The 16,516-nt window shown below is 62.5% G+C and carries 19 protein-coding genes and 1 tRNA gene; 10 read left to right on the top strand and 10 right to left on the bottom strand.

Translation table 11 applies throughout. From position 1 onward, the window contains the following. Positions 1–5: 5 nt before the first annotated feature. Positions 6–1,088 carry a hypothetical protein gene (locus E3T38_RS08150; protein WP_134547793.1) on the bottom strand — a complete coding sequence of 361 codons (1,083 nt, stop codon included), beginning with the start codon at positions 1,086–1,088 and terminating at the stop codon, positions 6–8. Between the two features lie 138 nt (positions 1,089–1,226). Between E3T38_RS08150 and E3T38_RS08145 the strand changes: the two genes are divergently transcribed. Beyond that, entirely contained in the window at positions 1,227–2,579 is a 1,353-nt protein-coding gene (locus tag E3T38_RS08145; protein WP_134547792.1) for an ATP-dependent RecD-like DNA helicase, read from the top strand. A gap of 87 nt (positions 2,580–2,666) precedes the next feature. Here E3T38_RS08145 and E3T38_RS08140 read toward each other — a convergent pair whose 3' ends face one another. The 3 genes from E3T38_RS08140 to E3T38_RS08130 all read right to left on the bottom strand — a co-directional run bounded on the left by E3T38_RS08140 (position 2,667) and on the right by E3T38_RS08130 (position 4,376). Then, positions 2,667–3,239: a hypothetical protein gene (locus E3T38_RS08140; RefSeq protein WP_134547791.1), complete on the bottom strand. Its 573-nt coding sequence runs from the start codon at positions 3,237–3,239 to the stop codon at positions 2,667–2,669. A gap of 98 nt (positions 3,240–3,337) precedes the next feature. Further along, complete coding sequence (locus E3T38_RS08135; RefSeq protein ID WP_134547790.1) at positions 3,338–3,748, bottom strand: DUF4383 domain-containing protein; 411 nt, start codon at positions 3,746–3,748, stop codon at positions 3,338–3,340. 352 nt (positions 3,749–4,100) lie between these two features. Beyond that, positions 4,101–4,376, bottom strand: coding sequence for a hypothetical protein (locus tag E3T38_RS08130; protein ID WP_134547789.1), 276 nt, complete (start codon positions 4,374–4,376; stop codon positions 4,101–4,103). Between the two features lie 284 nt (positions 4,377–4,660). On the opposite strand from E3T38_RS08130, the gene E3T38_RS08125 reads away from it, so the two are divergent. After that, complete coding sequence (locus E3T38_RS08125) at positions 4,661–5,134, top strand: MarR family winged helix-turn-helix transcriptional regulator (protein WP_134547788.1); 474 nt, start codon at positions 4,661–4,663, stop codon at positions 5,132–5,134. Positions 5,135–5,138: 4 nt separating this feature from the next. Here E3T38_RS08125 and E3T38_RS08120 read toward each other — a convergent pair whose 3' ends face one another. Continuing rightward, a complete protein-coding gene (locus E3T38_RS08120) occupies positions 5,139–6,002 on the bottom strand; it encodes an NAD-dependent epimerase/dehydratase family protein (RefSeq protein ID WP_134547787.1) in 864 nt (287 codons plus the stop codon). A gap of 167 nt (positions 6,003–6,169) precedes the next feature. Here E3T38_RS08120 and E3T38_RS08115 point away from each other — a divergent pair, with 167 nt between their 5' ends. Continuing rightward, positions 6,170–6,364, top strand: coding sequence for a hypothetical protein (locus E3T38_RS08115; RefSeq protein WP_370449007.1), 195 nt, complete (start codon positions 6,170–6,172; stop codon positions 6,362–6,364). Positions 6,365–6,372: 8 nt separating this feature from the next. On the opposite strand, the gene E3T38_RS08110 is transcribed toward E3T38_RS08115, so the two are convergent. After that, a tRNA-Gly gene (locus tag E3T38_RS08110) sits at positions 6,373–6,446 on the bottom strand. Between the two features lie 70 nt (positions 6,447–6,516). Between E3T38_RS08110 and dcd the strand changes: the two genes are divergently transcribed. Then, complete coding sequence (dcd, locus tag E3T38_RS08105; RefSeq protein WP_134547785.1) at positions 6,517–7,098, top strand: dCTP deaminase; 582 nt, start codon at positions 6,517–6,519, stop codon at positions 7,096–7,098. Positions 7,099–7,159: 61 nt separating this feature from the next. After that, entirely contained in the window at positions 7,160–7,681 is a 522-nt protein-coding gene (locus E3T38_RS08100; protein WP_134547784.1) for a hypothetical protein, read from the top strand. 35 nt (positions 7,682–7,716) lie between these two features. On the opposite strand, the gene E3T38_RS08095 is transcribed toward E3T38_RS08100, so the two are convergent. The 3 genes from E3T38_RS08095 to E3T38_RS08085 all read right to left on the bottom strand — a co-directional run bounded on the left by E3T38_RS08095 (position 7,717) and on the right by E3T38_RS08085 (position 10,252). Continuing rightward, complete coding sequence (locus E3T38_RS08095) at positions 7,717–8,517, bottom strand: isocitrate lyase/phosphoenolpyruvate mutase family protein (protein WP_134547783.1); 801 nt, start codon at positions 8,515–8,517, stop codon at positions 7,717–7,719. Between the two features lie 120 nt (positions 8,518–8,637). Next, complete coding sequence (locus E3T38_RS08090; protein ID WP_134547781.1) at positions 8,638–9,387, bottom strand: SDR family NAD(P)-dependent oxidoreductase; 750 nt, start codon at positions 9,385–9,387, stop codon at positions 8,638–8,640. Then, a complete protein-coding gene (locus E3T38_RS08085) occupies positions 9,380–10,252 on the bottom strand; it encodes a fumarylacetoacetate hydrolase family protein (protein ID WP_134547779.1) in 873 nt (290 codons plus the stop codon). The genes E3T38_RS08090 and E3T38_RS08085 overlap by 8 nt, the downstream gene beginning before the upstream one ends. Before the next feature lie 107 nt (positions 10,253–10,359). On the opposite strand from E3T38_RS08085, the gene E3T38_RS08080 reads away from it, so the two are divergent. From E3T38_RS08080 to E3T38_RS08065, 4 genes are read left to right on the top strand one after another with little or no spacing between them, the layout of a single operon-like run. Continuing rightward, positions 10,360–11,646 (top strand): enolase C-terminal domain-like protein, encoded by a 1,287-nt coding sequence (locus E3T38_RS08080; protein WP_134547777.1) that lies wholly within the window; start codon positions 10,360–10,362, stop codon positions 11,644–11,646. Beyond that, positions 11,639–12,595 (top strand): aldo/keto reductase, encoded by a 957-nt coding sequence (locus E3T38_RS08075; RefSeq protein WP_134547775.1) that lies wholly within the window; start codon positions 11,639–11,641, stop codon positions 12,593–12,595. The genes E3T38_RS08080 and E3T38_RS08075 overlap by 8 nt, the downstream gene beginning before the upstream one ends. Further along, positions 12,592–13,461, top strand: coding sequence for an amidohydrolase (locus E3T38_RS08070; RefSeq protein ID WP_134547773.1), 870 nt, complete (start codon positions 12,592–12,594; stop codon positions 13,459–13,461). Before E3T38_RS08075 ends, E3T38_RS08070 begins: the two co-directional genes overlap by 4 nt. After that, positions 13,455–13,874, top strand: a complete 420-nt coding sequence (locus tag E3T38_RS08065; RefSeq protein WP_134547771.1) for an RbsD/FucU family protein — start codon at positions 13,455–13,457, stop codon at positions 13,872–13,874. Before E3T38_RS08070 ends, E3T38_RS08065 begins: the two co-directional genes overlap by 7 nt. A 51-nt stretch (positions 13,875–13,925) precedes the next feature. On the opposite strand, the gene E3T38_RS08060 is transcribed toward E3T38_RS08065, so the two are convergent. After that, positions 13,926–14,822: a sugar phosphate isomerase/epimerase gene (locus E3T38_RS08060; RefSeq protein ID WP_241984368.1), complete on the bottom strand. Its 897-nt coding sequence runs from the start codon at positions 14,820–14,822 to the stop codon at positions 13,926–13,928. Between the two features lie 181 nt (positions 14,823–15,003). On the opposite strand from E3T38_RS08060, the gene E3T38_RS08055 reads away from it, so the two are divergent. Continuing rightward, positions 15,004–16,515, top strand: a complete 1,512-nt coding sequence (locus tag E3T38_RS08055) for a sugar ABC transporter ATP-binding protein (protein WP_134547769.1) — start codon at positions 15,004–15,006, stop codon at positions 16,513–16,515. The last annotated feature ends 1 nt before the right edge of the window (position 16,516 follow it).

Here is a 16,516-nt window from a genome sequence, read left to right as displayed (position 1 = left end):
CGTGCCTAGTGCAGTTGGATGGCGAGGGCACCGCTTGGCTGCACGACTGCGCTGAGCCCCATCGTGAACGGGACGTCTTCGTCGCGGGTGCTGATGTCGCCGTCGAACAGTGACTGCACCTTCACCACGATATGGGCCTGCCCGGGGGTAGCGACCATCTCAAACGCCAGTTCGCCCGCGGTGAGCACGACAGTGGGGTACGCGGTGATCGACCACACCGGAGTGCTCTCGATGCGGTCGTCGATCTGGATTCCCCATGGGCAGCTGGTCGGTTGGAGCACCGTTTGGGTGGCGCACGCGTCGAGAAACTTGTTCAGTTCCGACTGTACCTGGCCCACCATGGCCTGGTTCGGTAAGGCGTTGACCTCTACGGCGGTGGGACCGTCTTTCGTCACACGCACGGTGTTCTTCGAAGCGGTCAGCATGGCCGACTCATGTTCGAACGTATAGCGGTTCGGGGCGAACGCGAGATACGCGGCGGACGTGGAGAACGTTGCAGGGGCATCCGCTGCACTGTGGGCGCGCGTGTCCAGGGTGAGGCCGTTGACCGTGAACGATCGTTCGTGCAGCACCGAGACCTGCAGTACGGCAAGGGGGCTGGTGCTGAACGTCCAGGCGTTGAAAGCGCCGGCGAACGAGCCCGCCCGCTCGACCGTGAACGCCATGCTCGACGCGACGCCGTTCAGATCGAAATCGAACACCACGGTCTGGGCGGTTCCATCGTCGGTGGCGGGCGTAGCGGTCGCGCTCGCGAGTTCGATATTGTCGAGGCCGCTCAGAACAGATGCCCGCAGCAGGGTCTCGGGCAGACTTTTCGCTACCTCGTCGGTGAGGCCCCAGGCAGCCAGGTCGGTTGTGCTGGGCATGACGCCACCGAGAGCGAGGGCGCCGACGGTGTCGCCCCGGGCCAGGGCATCGAGGTATTGCCCGGCAAAGCCACCGGCGCTGTAGACCGTGCGATTGAGAGCATTGATGGTGCCCGCGAGGCCGACCGCGAGCAGTCCGGCGACCACCACGATGACGAGAACGGCCCGGAGCAAACTGCCGCGGCGCCCGCTCGCCCGATGCTGTTCGGCCGGAATGGTCACTCCAATATTGTATGGGGAGGTGAGCCGGCATCGCGGACAAAGCCCCGCTTCGTGCCCCGTGCGCTGCTGGAGACTACAGTGGAACGTTGCCTGTGACGATTACCCCGTGCAGCGTTCGCCTGCCAGAGAAAGTGTGCCGTGTCCGAGATTCCGCTCAGTCGTGAACAGGCGCTGGTCTTCGCTGCAATCGAAGGCACCAAGCAGAACGTGTTCGTCACCGGCCGGGCGGGAACCGGTAAGTCCACCCTGCTGAACCACCTCTCGTGGAACACGAGCAAGCAGATCGTAATCGCCGCGCCCACCGGTGTCGCCGCATTGAACGTTGGCGGTCAGACCATCCACTCGCTCTTTCGGCTACCGATCGGTGTGATTGCCGACAGCCCAATCGATCAGAACGACCAGGTGCGCAAACTTCTCAACACCATCGACACCCTCGTCATCGACGAGGTCTCGATGGTCAATGCCGACCTCATGGACGCGATCGACCGCAGCCTGCGCCAGGCCAGGCAACGCCCGTTCGATGTATTCGGCGGAGTGCAGATCGTGCTGTTCGGTGACCCGTACCAGCTGGCCCCGGTGCCGGGCGGACCGGATGAGCGTGCCTATTTCGCCGACCACTACCGCTCGATGTGGTTCTTCGACGCGAAGGTGTGGCGTGACGCAGAGTTGCGCATCTTCGAGCTCACCGAAATTCACCGGCAGCGGGACAACGATTTCAAGCTCATGCTCAATGCCGTTCGGCACGGCCAGGTCACTCCCGAGATCGGCGGAGCTCTCAACGGCGCGGGGGCGCGAACACCGCCGAGCGAGGGCGTGATCACCCTCGCGACCCGCAATGACGCTGTGAACCGCATCAACGCATCCGCTTTGAAGAAGCTGTCGGGTAAATCGCTCACCGCGAAGGCCGACATCACCGGGGATTTCGGCGGCAAGCAGTTTCCTGCCGACGAGGTGCTTGAACTCAAGGTGGGCGCGCAGGTGATGTTCCTGCGCAATGATTCTCCGCTTGACGGTGGGCCGCGTTGGGTCAACGGCAGCATTGGAACGGTGACGAAGGTCACCTCGACCGTGTTCGTGGACATCGACGGCGACGTGTTCGAGGTCGAGCCGACGGTGTGGGAAAAGTACAAGTACACCTACAACGCTGCGACCAAGAAACTGAGTCGGGATGTCGTGGCGGAATTCACGCAGTTTCCGCTGCGGTTGGCCTGGGCGGTCACCATCCACAAATCGCAGGGTGCCACTTACGCGCGGGCCATTGTCGATCTTGGTGCGCGGGTGTTCAGCCCCGGCCAGACCTATGTAGCCCTGAGTCGGCTGACCAGTCTGGACGGGCTCTACCTCACCCGCCCGCTGCGGCCGAGCGATATCATCGTCGATGAGAACGTCAAGCGTTTCATGAGCATCGAGGTTGTGCCGCCGGTAGCTGACCTGGCAGGGCTGGATGCGTCGAGCCGTGATTCTTCAGCGTCGGGTCACGGCGAATCCTAGAACGCACTATCCGTTCGATGTTCACGCAAGCGAGGCCCGTTTCACGCCCTGCGAAAGGCGTCGGTGCCATCAGGGCGATCAGTGCGATCAGTGCGATCCGTGGTCGACCGGTTGCGGCATGATGACCGCGGTCACTCCGTGCGACCCGTGGGGTAAGGCGTGGGAGCCGATCTCGGTAGCGGCGAGGGCCGGGGTGGTAAGCGCCGAGAGCAGAAAGCCGCCTGCGACGACGCCGGTGAGAAAACGCCAACCGCTGGGCGTGCCGGTGCCGTGCAGAGCGGCACCGACGGGGGCAGGGACTTTGTTCGATGCGTGCCGCTGTGCGATGGCCACCGTAGCGGCCAAGAATATGTTGAGCAGTGACGCGACGGCCATCGGGTAGAGCGGTAGCCCGGTCTGGGCGCTCGTGACGCCGAGACCGCTGCCGAGGGCGGCAGTTGCTCCCCAGATGAAAACCGGTATGAGGGCTGCTCCCACGATGATGCGGGGAACAATTATGCGGTCCCGGGCAAGGGTGGCGATTCCCCAGCCCAGTTCAGCAATGCCGAACCCGACTAGAAGAACCGACAGGGGAAACGGAGCGGTCACGCCCACGGCCAAATGGATCAGAGCGGCGCCGAGGGCGGCGAAGCCCATCCAGATACGAGTGACCGGGGACATGATGCTCCTTGGGTGAATCTACTGCGAAGGGATGGAGTGGTGCTGGGTGCTGGGTGCTGGGTGCTGGGTGCTGGGTGCTGGGTGCTGGGTGTCGGTCGTTATGCTGTGGCGTGGCTGCGAACCGTCTTGTCGGCGGTGAGGCCAACCCCGAGGAGCACGATCGCGCTGGCCAGGTGCAGAAAGTGGTCAGCGGTGTTGAGCGCCAAAATGTTCAGCGCGGTGCTCGCGATAAAGAATCCAACGATGCCCAGGAGCAAATAGACGGCTCCGATGGTGCTGTTGGTTGCCTTGGCGGCCGTGACGTTAGAGAGGCCGGCAATGAGCAGGGCGGCACCGATCAGAAGGTGCGCAACGTTGTGCAGGGGATTGACCTCGAAGATTCCGAGAAGCAATTCGCCCTGGGTGGCGATGAAGCCGACTCCGCCGGTAACTGCGAAGCCGAGTAATCCAACGAGAACGTAGACCGCGCCGAAGACGGTGGCGATCAGACGATTAGGTGATGTGCGCATTTCAGGTGCCTCCTGTTTGTTGCACGGCTAACCCGTGCTTGCTGTGAGTTCGGAGCTCCATCAACTTCGGATTGGTGACAATTGTGCCCCTAATCTCCCCTTTTGGGTCTCGGCGCATGAACTTGTCGCAAAACGCCACAAGCGTGGCACCCAGATCGGGTGCCACGCTGTGGAAACGGTTGGACGGTTCTGGCAGTTGTATTACGACTTGGCATTGCGGAACGCGCGCATCCCCGTTCGCGTGAACCTACCCGTGTGTGTGCTCGTCGTCAATGCTGCAGGGGTATCGATTCAAATGGACTCACCGAACGGATGCCCCCGGATCGAGAAGAAAAAACTCGCGTAAAACGATTCAATCCAGCCAGTAGTCATCATCGATGTACGAGTGGCCAAGGGGGGAAGTTGTGTCAATGGGGTCAGGAAGATCGTCGGCAAAAATGGCTTCCAGCTTCACGATCGAATGTGCCGTGATCAGAAGGGAGGTCTGCGAACGCAGGGAACTGAATATGTCGACGAAGCCGCCGCCGCTGTGGACTGCTGCCGTCATCGCAGCTTTGAGCGCCGAAACGTTGTAATCGCCGGAAAGGTAGAACCAGTCGTCGTTGATCGTCAGGCGGTAGCTCTGCATTACATGGTCCGTTTCGTCAGTGCAGGGTGATGGCCGCGCTCGAGGCGACCTATCGGCGGCTCAATATCGGCCGGTTGCTAGAACCTGGCTGACCCCAAGGAGTACGTCGAACCGCGAGCGCGTCTTTCAATATACGGGAAATAATTCAAAGAACAAACTACTCAATCGTTAAGAAACTCCAAAATTGAGCTACCCGCTACACTGGCAGGACAGAGCGGCTGGGACGGGTCGTTTTGCGGGCCTGCAGCGCGGGCGAAACAGACAGACCAGAGTTCGGAGAACGTATGAAACTCGATATTTCGAGACGCCCCGGGGATGGTCTCTGCGTATCCGCTCTTGCGTTTCTTCGAGGGATGGATCGCAACCGCAATCGGGTGGCGGCGGAAACCAACTTGACGGGGAGTGAGCTGCGAGCACTGGCCCGTGTCGCTGAAGCCGGAAGCATTACTCCTAAGCTGCTCGCGGAATCGATGGAAATTACGACGGGTGCCGTGACCGCGATTTCAAATCGCCTGGTGGCATTGGAGCTGGTCACCCGGGTGGCCCACCCGCACGATCGACGCAGCCTACTCTTGGTCTTGACCCCCGCCGCAGAACAGATCACCCAGAAGCTTTACAGCGATTTCGCGGCATTGATCGCCCGTGCCGCGCGGGACGTCAGCCCGGATGATCAGGTGCGTCTGGGAGAGCTGCTGACCTCGATGGCTCTCGTGGTGGATGCGGATGCGGATCTGATCCAGGCCGGGTCAACCAGGTAGCAACCTACGGGTGGAGTGTTCCGGCTCCCGCCAGGAGTGCGCGGTAGCCCTCTCGGAAGGTGGGGTAGGTGAAGGTGAAGTCGGTATCTCGCAGCAAGCGGTTGCTGAGGAGCTTGTCCCCGCCACGCTGACTTTCCCGGGTGGAGGCTGGCGCTGCTGACGGATCCAGAGCTAATTCGGGCAGGTCGAGCTCGGCGGCTAGAAAGGCCAGCACTTCGTTGCTTGGGACCGGGGCGTTGTCGACGCCAAGATACAGGGGCGCCGGCTGTTCCGGGCGCAGCAACAGGTGCACGATCGCGGCTGCTGCGTCGTCCCGGTGGATGCGGTTAGTGTGGCGTGACTCCGCGGAGAGTGCGGCACCAGCTCGTACCTGCGTGATCAGTCGTTCCCGACCGGGGCCGTAGATGCCGGCCAGGCGCAAAACGGTGGCGCTGGGGATGCGGGCGTGCAGCATTTGCTCGGCGTCGAACACGATGGAATCGGTACCCGGCTTTGGGTTAGCGGGGGTCTGCTCGTCGACTCGGCTGCCGTCGTTGATGTCGTAGACGGCCGTTGATGAGACGAGCAGTACGCGGCGGGGCGTGACGCCGGCGTCATCGAGCGCATCGAGCAGGTTGCGCAGGCCGTCCAGGTACGCGGCTCGGTAGGCCGCGATCGTTGGGCTTCCAGCGGAGATTGCCATAACGACGAACTCGGTATCGAACGGAATGACAGGCTTCTCACGGCTCAGATCGATCGACTGACCAGTAATTTCCGTCGGGAGCACGCTAGCGTTGCGGCGCAGCCCGACCACCGCGTGCCCCAAGTCGGCGAAGCGCAAGCCGACCTCGGTGCCGAGGTCACCGCATCCGGCAATCAATATCGTCATGTGTCTCCTTGCTTATCTCAACGGTATCGGGCGCACGTGACAGTTCGCCGTGCACAGGTGGCCGCTAGCATAAACGCCTGCCTATCGTCCCTGACACGTCTGACTGGACCTGGGTGCTCGAACGTTCCTGCTCCGACTGTGGATTTGGAGCGAGCGAGGTGGACTTCGTGAACTTACCGGGCCTGATTCGTGAGAACGCCGCCGCGCAACGCGTTGCCGACAGCTTCGCATCGGTGCGAACGGATGCGCAGCAGCGCACCGCGCGCCGCAGTGATGGCCCATCGTTCACCGTGGAAACGCTCGGAACGTATTTTCTGCATGACATCGTGCACCACCGACACGACGTACGCACCGACACCTGAGAAAACTCTGGAGCGGATGACGGGAATCGAACCCGCGCTATCAGCTTGGGAAGCTGAAGTTCTACCATTGAACTACATCCGCGCGCCCGCTGTAGGTGAACAACAACCGGAACGTTGCCAGCATATCAACCCCGCGCGGCTAGGCTGGCACAGTGCTGCTCTCCGATCGCGATATCAAAGCTGAACTGAACGCTGGACGAATCGGTTTGGAGCCGCTCGACCCCCAGATGATCCAGCCGTCAAGCATTGATGTGCGTCTTGACCGCCTGTTTCGGCTGTTCGACAACCACAAGTACGCCTACATCGATCCGGCCGAGGACCAGCCCGAGCTGACCCACTTGATCGAGACCAAGCCCGACGAGCCGTTCATCCTGCACCCGGGCGAGTTCGTGCTCGGCGCCACCTACGAGCAGGTCACCCTGCCAGACGACGTGGCTGCCAGGCTCGAGGGGAAGAGCTCCCTCGGTCGCCTCGGCCTGCTCACCCACTCGACGGCCGGCTTCATCGACCCGGGTTTCTCTGGACACGTCACGCTCGAGCTCAGCAACGTCGCGACGCTGCCGATCAAACTCTGGCCCGGAATGAAGATCGGCCAGCTGTGTTTCTTCCAACTCAGCTCTCCGGCTGAAAAACCCTATGGCTCCAGTGAATACGGCTCCCGGTACCAGGGCCAGCGCGGCCCGACTGCCTCACGCTCGTTTCACAACTTTCACCGCACCACCATCGGGCGCTGAAGAAACCGATCGGACGCCGGCGGTAATCCGAACGTAACCTCGCGTCGGGTAAAATTTGGGCATGACCTCCATGCCGACCCGATTCGACGAGGCGCTCATCGCGCACGGCCCAACGCCGGAATACCCCGGACGCATGCGCCTCTTCGGCCAGATGGTTGGATCCTGGACTGTTAAGGGGTCACGCTTGGATGAAACCACCAATGAATGGATTGCACGCGACTTCATCTGGATGGTCGAATTCGTCCTCGACGGCCGGGCCGTGCAAGACGTCGAGATCGTCGCAAGCACGACGCATCCGTCTGGATGTGAAACCGTCGCCACCGCGCTGCGCGTCTACGACCCGTTCGCTGGAGCCTGGCGCGTGAGCTACTTCGCCCCGGCGCTGGGCGAATACTGCCAACTCGTCGCCACCCCGTACCGGCACGGCGTGCGGCAGGAAGGCACCCGCACCGACGGTCGCCCGATCCGGTGGAACTTCACTGCCATCACCCCCGACAGCTACAAATGGGAAGGTTGGGTCTCCGCCGACGAGGGCGCCACCTGGCAACTCATCAGCCACAACGAGGCCACCCGCATCCGCTGAGAAACGGATGCTGACGGCCTCGGTGTCCAGGCGGACTACAGGGCGAACTTAAACCCGAGATCGGCGGGGTAGTCGCCGAGAGCGGTGAGATTCGTGGCTGCGGCCTGCAGGGCGGCAAGGGTCAGCGCGAGGGTGCCAGGGCCAAAGCTGACCCGGGAGACGCCGAGCTCGGCGAGACGCTGAAGCGGAACAAGTCCGGGCGCGCCGATCACGGAGATTTTGCCGTTGACCTGCTCAATCGCACGGGCGACTTTATCTTCGTCGGTCAAGCCGAGGAAGAAGATGACGTCGGCGCCGGCGCCGAGGTAGGCGTTGGCGCGGGCCACGGCTTCTCCCCAGTCGCCTCCGCCGGCCAGGGTGTCGACGCGCGCGTTGATCACGAGCGGAATGCCGCTCTGGTCGGCTCCGGCTCTGGCCGCGGCCACGCGGGCGGCGGCGGTTTCGATGTCGAACTGCGGAGCCTTTGCCGCGCCGATAGAGTCCTCGATGTTGATGCCGACAATGCCGGATTCCTCGATGAGGCGACGCACGTTGCGGGTCACGCCAACGGCATCCGGTGCGTACCCCTTCTCGAAATCGGCCGAGACGGGCACGTCGACAGCGCCGGCGATGATCGTCGCAGCGATGATGGCCTCGTCGAGGGAGAGGCCCTCGCCGTCTGGCAGGCCGCGCACGTTCGAGATGGAGTGGCTCGCAGTCGCGAGGGCCTTGACGCCGGGCGCGTCGGCGACGACCTTGGCGGTGATGGCGTCCCACACGTTGGTCACGATGAGAGGCTCACCGGGCTTGTGCAGCGAGAGCAAAAGTTCGGCCTTCTGGAGCTGGGTATGTGTCATACCATTCAGTCTGACCGGCCTGTGTCCACTAAGCGAGGGGACAGCCCTATTTCAGCGGATGCTCAGGAAAGACGGCTTGGCGCCCAGCCGGTGAACCGGCGATGGCTGTTGCTCCGGTCGTTACCGGGCGCGCAATCGCAAGTGTTCCATGCCGCCATCGACCGCCAGCGAGATACCCACGGTGGAACCGGAACGCGGGCTGGCCAGGTACGCGACAGCGTCGGCGACCTCCTGGGCATCGACGAGACGGCCGTGTGGTTGCCGCGCGTTGAGCGCGATCCGTTCCGCCTCCGGATCGGCAACAGTCGCGAGCAGCCGGCCGATCCAGGGAGTATCCGCGGTGCCGGGGCTGACGCAGTTGACGCGAATGCCGTTCCGGAGGTGGTCGGCTGCCATTGCGCGGGTAAGCGCCAGCACTGCCCCCTTGGAGGCGCTGTACAGGGCCCGTTCGGGTAGTCCGGCGGTGGCTGCAATCGACGAGGTGTTCACGATCGCCGCCGATGGAGAACGTAGCAGCCAGGGCAGGGCTGCTCGAGTGACGCGGGCGATACCGATCACATTGATGCTCAGTACTCGCGCCCACTCGTCATCGTCATTGTCGGTTATCGTGCCCTGCGCACCGATGCCGGCGTTGTTGATGATGATGTCAATACGTCCAAATTTCGCGACAACCGCGGCGATCGCGGCGTCAACGGATACGGAATCCGCGATATCGGTCTGCACCGCGAAGTGTGTGGCGGCAGCATCGTGCGGGTTTAGGTCGAGCACGGCGACCCGGGCGCCACCGGCGTGCAGGCGATCGGCGATCGCGGCGCCAATCCCGGACGCGCCGCCCGTGACGACAGCGACGAGGTTCTCGAACTCATTCATACTGGTTCCTCTCGGTGGAGGCCGGGACAAATTTCTGGCGTTGGCGTCCGAGGCCGGCGATTTCGACTTCGCACACGTCGCCTGCGGCCAGGTACGGGAAGCGTCCGGAGAGCGCAACTCCCTCCGGTGTGCCGGTGAGCACGAGGTCTCCGGGTTCCAGGGTCAGGTACTGGCTGAGATGCCAGATCACAAAGTCCACGCTGAAGATCTGGTCAGCGGTGTTCGAATCTTGTCGCGGTTCGCCGTTGACCCAGCTGCGCAGCGCGAGGTTCTGGTGGTCCACCTCATCGTGAGTGACCAGCCAGGGCCCGGTCGGATTAAAACCCGGTGCGCACTTGCCTTTTGACCACTGACCGCCGGAGACGTTCATTTGAAAATCTCGCTCGGATAGGTCGTTGGCCGTGACGAATCCCGCAATGTGGCGGATGCTGTCGGCCGGGCTGGCCAGATAAGCCGCGCGTCGGCCGATCACCACGCCGAGCTCCACTTCCCAGTCGGTTTTGGTGCTCGTGGGGGGGATCTCAACGGTGTCATTTGGCCCAACCACGGTATTGGGTGTTTTGAGGAACATGATCGGAATCTCAGGTGGGAGAGCGCCGGATTCTGCTGCGTGGGCGGCATAGTTCATGCCGATGCAGATGACCGCGCTTGGGCGCGCGATGGGCGCTCCAATGCGCAGTGAGTCGGTCTGTTCCAATCTGGGCAGCTTGCCGGCCGCGAGGGCGGCGAGGGCCGCTGCCGGGCCGCCCGTGGAGAGAAAAGTCCCATCGATGTCCGCGGTGATCGTGGATAAGTCGTAGTAGGTGCCGTCGACCAGCACCGTGGGCGTTTCCTGGCCGATCGGGCCCAAGCGGGCAAACTTCATGCGCCAACTCTCGTCGGTGAGTGTTCGGAGGGTTCCGAATCAGATCCTCGATTGACATTCTATACATCGGATGTTTAGGCTCGGGGTCCAGACTAGGAGAAAATTCTGTGAGCACAATTCTCGCGCTGCACACCAGCGATGTTCGCTTTCCCACGTCAACCTCGCTCGACGGCTCGGATGCGATGAATCCCGACCCCGACTACTCGGCGGCGTACGTGCGCATCGTCACAGATGCAGCCGACGGCCTCGAGGGGCACGGATTCGTTTTCACGATCGGTCGCGGCAACGACGTGCAGGTCGCGGCGATCACCGCCCTGGCCACTTACCTGGTGGGGCGCAACACGGAAGACCTGCTCGAGCACATGGGTGCGACCTGGCGCGAATTCGTCTGGGACTCGCAGTTACGCTGGTTGGGCCCCGAAAAGGGTGTCATGCACATGGCTATCGGTGCTGTTGTGAACGCCCTCTGGGACCTCAAAGCGAAACGCGCTGGCCTGCCACTGTGGCAGCTGCTCGGCCGCATGACGCCGGAGCAGCTCGTTGAACTTATCGATTTTCGCTATCTGACGGATGCGCTCACTCCGGGCGACGCGCTGCGCATTCTGCGGGCCGCGGTGCCGGGGCGAGCGGAACGCGAAGCCGAGCTGCTCGCTGTCGGGTATCCCGCCTACACGACTACTCCGGGTTGGCTCGGCTACAGCGACGCCAAACTGGTGCGCCTGGCCGCCGAAGCCGTCGACGAGGGTTTCGGCATGATCAAGCTCAAGGTGGGGGGCAACATCGCCGACGATATCCGGCGGATGCGCCTGGCCCGAACCGCCGTCGGTCCGAACGTTCTCATCGGCGTCGACGCGAACCAGCGCTGGGGCGTCGCCGAAGCGATCGAGTGGATGTCGCACCTGGCCGAATTCGACGTGGCCTGGTTGGAAGAACCCACGAGCCCGGACGACATTCTAGGGCACGCGGCGATTGCCAGAGGAGTGGCACCGATCCCCATTGCCACCGGCGAACACATGGCCAACCGCATCATGTTCAAGCAGTTTCTGCAGGCCGATGCGCTGCAGGTGCTGCAGATTGACGCGACCCGCGTGGGCGGGGTCAACGAAAACATCACGATCCTTCTGCTGGCCGCTCAGTTCCGCGTGCGGGTCTGCCCCCACGCCGGCGGGGTCGGCCTCTGTGAGGCGGTGCAGCACCTGTCCATGTTCGATTTCATCGCTGTCTCCGGGACCACAGAAGGTCGGATGATCGAATTCGTCGATCATCTGCACGAACATTTCCTGACGCCCGTCGTGCTTGATTGCGGCGCCTACCGGGCTCCACTCGCGCCGGGTGCTGGCACCGAGATGCTCGCCGCCAGCCGTGACGAGTATTCTTTTACCGCACATGAGTGAATTCACCCCCGGGCGCATCGGCTACGGAGCCGCCAACGTCGGCAACCTGTACCGCGCGATGTCGGATACCGACGCCCGCGAAGTACTCGACGCCGCCTGGAACGCCGGACTTCGATACTTCGATACGGCTCCGCACTACGGGCTCGGCCTGTCTGAACGCCGCCTTGGTGAGTTTCTGGCCGACAAACCGCGGAATGAGTTCGTCGTCTCCACCAAGGTCGGGCGTCTATTGCGACCAAATCCGCACGGCGCGGACCATACCGACCTGGACCATGGCTTCGCAGTGCCGGCCGATCAGAAGCGGGTGTGGGATTTCTCTTCCGAAGGCATCCGCGCGAGCCTTGACGAGTCCTTGCGGCGCACCGGACTGGACCGCTTCGACGTGGTCTACCTGCACGATCCGGAACGCCATGATCTGCAGGCGGGCATCGAACGTGCCATTCCCGCCCTCGTCGGCCTGCGCGAGGCCGGCCTGGTCGATCGCATCGGGGTGGGATCGATGACGACGTCCGCCCTGCTGGCGTGCGTGCAGACTGGTTCCCTCGACCTCGTGATGGTCGCCGGCCGATACACCCTGGCTGACCAGTCGGCGCTGTCCGATTTGGTGCCGGCCTGCCGTGACTATGGAGTTGGCATCGTGAACGCCGCGGTGTTCAATTCCGGGCTGCTGGCCACGGACTCTCCCGGATCCGATGCTCGCTACGACTACGACGCGGTTCCCGCAGGGTTGCTGCGGCGCGTGCAACGCATTGCCGAGCTGTGCCGGGAGGCCGGAGTGTCGCTGGCTGCCGCCGCGCTACAGTACTCCCTGCGGGAACCCCTGGTTCGAACCGTCGTCGTCGGCGGAAGCAGCCCGCAGCAGATCAGCCAGAATGCGGAACGGCTGCACGAAGTGATCCCGGCCGAACTCTGGCAGCGATTGACCGAGCAAGAACTCATCGTGGCATGACCGAGGGGGCCCCGCGCATCGATGCACACCTGCACGTGTGGGACCTGGAGGTGTCTGACTATGGCTGGCTCGGCCCGCAGCACGGCCGCCTGCACACGAGTTGGACACCGCAACAGGCCGCGGTAGAGCTGCGGACCGCCGGCATGCACGGCGCGGTGCTGGTGCAGGCCGAAGATTCGCACGTCGACACGGCCTACCTGCTCGATGTCGCGACGCGCTGCCGCTGGGTGCGCGGCGTCGTCGGCTGGGTGCCACTGGACGACCCCCGAGCGAGCGCTGAGGCACTCGACCGATGGAGCGAGCATCCGGCTTTTTGTGGTGTGCGCCACCTGATCAACGATGATCCCCGCGAGAATTTTCTAGAGTTACCGGCCGTGCGGAACTCCTTGGCTGACCTCGCGGCGCGCGGGCTTCCCTTCGATTTACACGATGCCTGGCCGCGTCATCTCGATCAGGCCGAGCGCCTGGCGGAGGAAATACCCAGTCTGACTCTTGTTGTCGACCACCTCGGCAAGCCGCCGCGGGAGCCGGACGCTTTCGCCGCCTGGCGCCTGGCGCTGGCCCGCGTCGCCCGCCATTCCCAGACCGTGGCGAAATTCTCGGGGCTGTGGAGCGTGAGTGGGCCGTATTCGGTCGACGCGTTGCGCGGCGTGTGGGAGATCGCCCTCGATCTCTTCGGCCCCGACCGCCTCATGTACGGTGGCGATTGGCCCATCACCGAGCTCAACAGCGGCTACCAGCCCACATGGCAGGTGGTTGACGACCTTGCAGCCGAGCTGAGTGAATCCGAACGCTCGAATGTTCTGGGCGGCACGGCCGCACGGATCTATCATCTGCCCCCTAACGATTGGACCTGGCCATGCTGAACGGAATCAACCCCCTCCTCACCGGAGAGCTACTCAACCACCTCGATGCCATGGGGCACTCGGACTCGGTGTTCATCGTGGATGCCCATTTTCCGGCCGCCCGCCTCGCAAATCGCCTGGTCGATCTTCCCGGCACCACGTCACCGGAGGTGCTCACCGCCATTCGCAGCGTGCTCCCGCTCGACGATTCCCCCGCCGTGGACCTCATGACGTCGGCCGATGGCTCGGTGCTCCCGGTGCAGACCGAACTGCTGCGGGCAGCCCGGGTGGAGTCAGACGCAGCCCGGTTCGTCGACCGCTTCGATTTCTATCGGGACGCAGTCGATGCCTTTGTGATCGTTCGCACCGGTGAAATGCGCACCTACGGCTGTGCCATTGTGCGCAAGGGCCTGGTCGGTATCGAATCGGCGTAGCCCCGAGCAGCACCGCAGACTCCTGTGACGCGCGATCGAGTGACCTTCGACTCAATGCAGGGCGACCGACTGCACGGCCCGCAGCTGGTTGCGGATGAACGTGTTGGCATGCCCGGCCAGGTCATCGGAGTCTTCCCACAGGTTGCGCCAAATGCCCAGGGACCGGCTGAGGTCACGATTCACGACAGACGAGGAGAACGACTCGAACACGACGGGCCCGTCGTACCCGATCCGGGCCAGACCGCGGAAGAAGGACCCGAAATCAACCGTTCCGGATCCTAGATAGCCGCGGTGGCTTTCGCCGATGTGCACGTACCCGAGGCGATCCGCCACATCGAGCACGGGAGAGAACAGATCGGACTCCTCGATATTCATATGGTACGTGTCGAGGTGCACGGAGACGTTGTCGTGATCGATCTCATCGAGAAACCCCAGGGCCGCTCGCCCGGTGTTCATCACATTCGTCTCATAGCGGTTGACCACCTCGAGGGACAAGTGAATGCCGAGATCGGCCGCCCGAGAAGCCAGCCGGTTGATCACGGCGGCACTCGACGCCCGACCCGAAAGGGTCACCGGCTCCATGTACTTCTGCATCGCGCTGTAGATCACGCCGCACAACCGCGTGCCGCCGAAGGCATACACGATGTCCAGGCACTCCTCCAGCATCCGCTCACCGGCAGCGACACACGCGGGGTCCGCGCTGGTAAGGTCCGTTGATTGGCTGAGTCCGAGCGACGCTGTGGCGGGCAGATCGTAGTCGGATAGCAGATGTTTTGCTAGCGCGCGATCGAAAGTTGCCGGGTCCATGAGCGGAATTTCGATCAGGTCGAAACCTGCCTGCTTGGTCTTCTCGATCGCGAGGGTCAAGCCTGCTTGGTCGAAAGTTCCCGTAAACACGAGGGCGTGGGCACCGATTTGCATGTGGACGTCTTTCTCAAATTTCTTCATTGAATCCTGCGTTGCGTAAGAGCAACGCTTTTACACTATTGCTCATGGCCGCCTTTTAGATACATTATGATACAACTCATGATCGACTGATTCTTCGCAATTGGTCGGATCTTTGCAGCCGTATCTGCCATGATCGAGTTGCTCATGGCCAAGGTCCATCCTCCGATGAAGTAGGTGATGTATGTCAAACCAATTGTTGAGAGTCACCGGAATCAGCAAAAGCTTTCCGGGCGTTCAGGCGCTTAAAGACGTCCAGTTCGAACTCGATCGTGGGGAGGTCCTCGCGCTCGTTGGAGAAAACGGTGCCGGCAAGTCCAGCCTGATGAAAATCCTGTCCGGGATCTACAGCAAAGACGAGGGCAGTATCTTCCTCGACGGGGTGGAGGTGAACATTGACTGCCCGAAGACCGCGCAGGCGCTCGGTATCAGCATCATCCATCAGGAGATGAACCTGATGGCGCACCTCACGATCGCGCAGAACATCTTCATCGGACGTGAGCCGCGGGGAGGATTGTTTCTGCGCGAGCGGGCGCTCAACCGCAAAGCGGACGAGCTGCTGAAGCGCCTCGGTATCAACTTGGACCCCAAGGCACTGGTGGAAACCCTCACCGTCGCGAAGCAGCAGATGGTAGAGATAGCCAAGGCCTTGTCTTTCGACGCCAAGGTGCTCATCATGGACGAGCCCACATCGGCCCTGACGGACGTCGAGACAGAAACGCTTTTCAGGCTCATCGAGGATCTGAAGCGCGCCGGCACGGGCATCATCTATATCTCGCACCGCATGGACGAACTGCGCCGGATCACCGATCGCGTCACCGTGCTACGGGACGGTGAGTACATCGGGACCCTGCAAAAAGAGCAATTGGATATTCCGACGATCATCGAGATGATGGTCGGTCGCCACATCGAAGAGAGTGCACGACCGACAGCCCGCGACCACGCGAACAACGAGGTGGTGCTCAAGGTGGAGGGACTAAACACCCGCCAGCTACTCAAAGACATATCCTTCGAACTCAAGCGCGGCGAGATTCTCGGCTTCGCCGGCATGATGGGAGCCGGGCGCACGGAGGTGGCCAGGGCCATTATCGGTGCCGACCTCTCCGAGGGCGGTCGCGTATTCATTAACGGCAAGCCGGTCAAGATCAAGCAGCCTTCGGATGCGGTTGCCCACGGAATCGGCTATCTCTCGGAGGACCGCAAGGCCTACGGGCTCCTGCTCGAGCAAGACGTGAACACCAATGTTCTGCTGGCCTCTCTGCGCGACTACACTGATGCCCTCGGCTTCGTGCACACCATGAAGGGCAAGCAGAAGTCGCGCGAATACGTCGCTTCTCTGCGAATCAAAACCCCCTCGATCTCGGCGATAACCAAGAACCTCTCCGGCGGCAACCAGCAGAAGGTCGTCATCGCTAAATGGCTTGCGCGGGATTGTGACATTCTCATCTTCGACGAGCCGACCAGGGGCATCGACGTCGGCGCCAAGGAAGAGATCTACAGGCTGCTGAACGACCTCGTGGCCGCCGGCAAATCGATCATCATGATCTCCTCCGAATTGCCGGAAGTTTTGCGCTTGTCGCACCGCATCGTGGTGATGGCCAATGGCCGAATCACCGCAATTCTCGACAACGAAGATGCCGATCAGGCAAAAATAATGGACTACGCCACCCGCATGGGTGACGAGAAAGAGTTGTGAC

Source organism: Cryobacterium sp. Hb1, from assembly GCF_004403585.1.
Classification (GTDB): Bacteria; Actinomycetota; Actinomycetes; order Actinomycetales; family Microbacteriaceae; genus Cryobacterium; species Cryobacterium lyxosi.
Note: the sequence above shows the minus strand (reverse complement) of the source record. Positions and strands in the feature narration are given on the sequence as shown.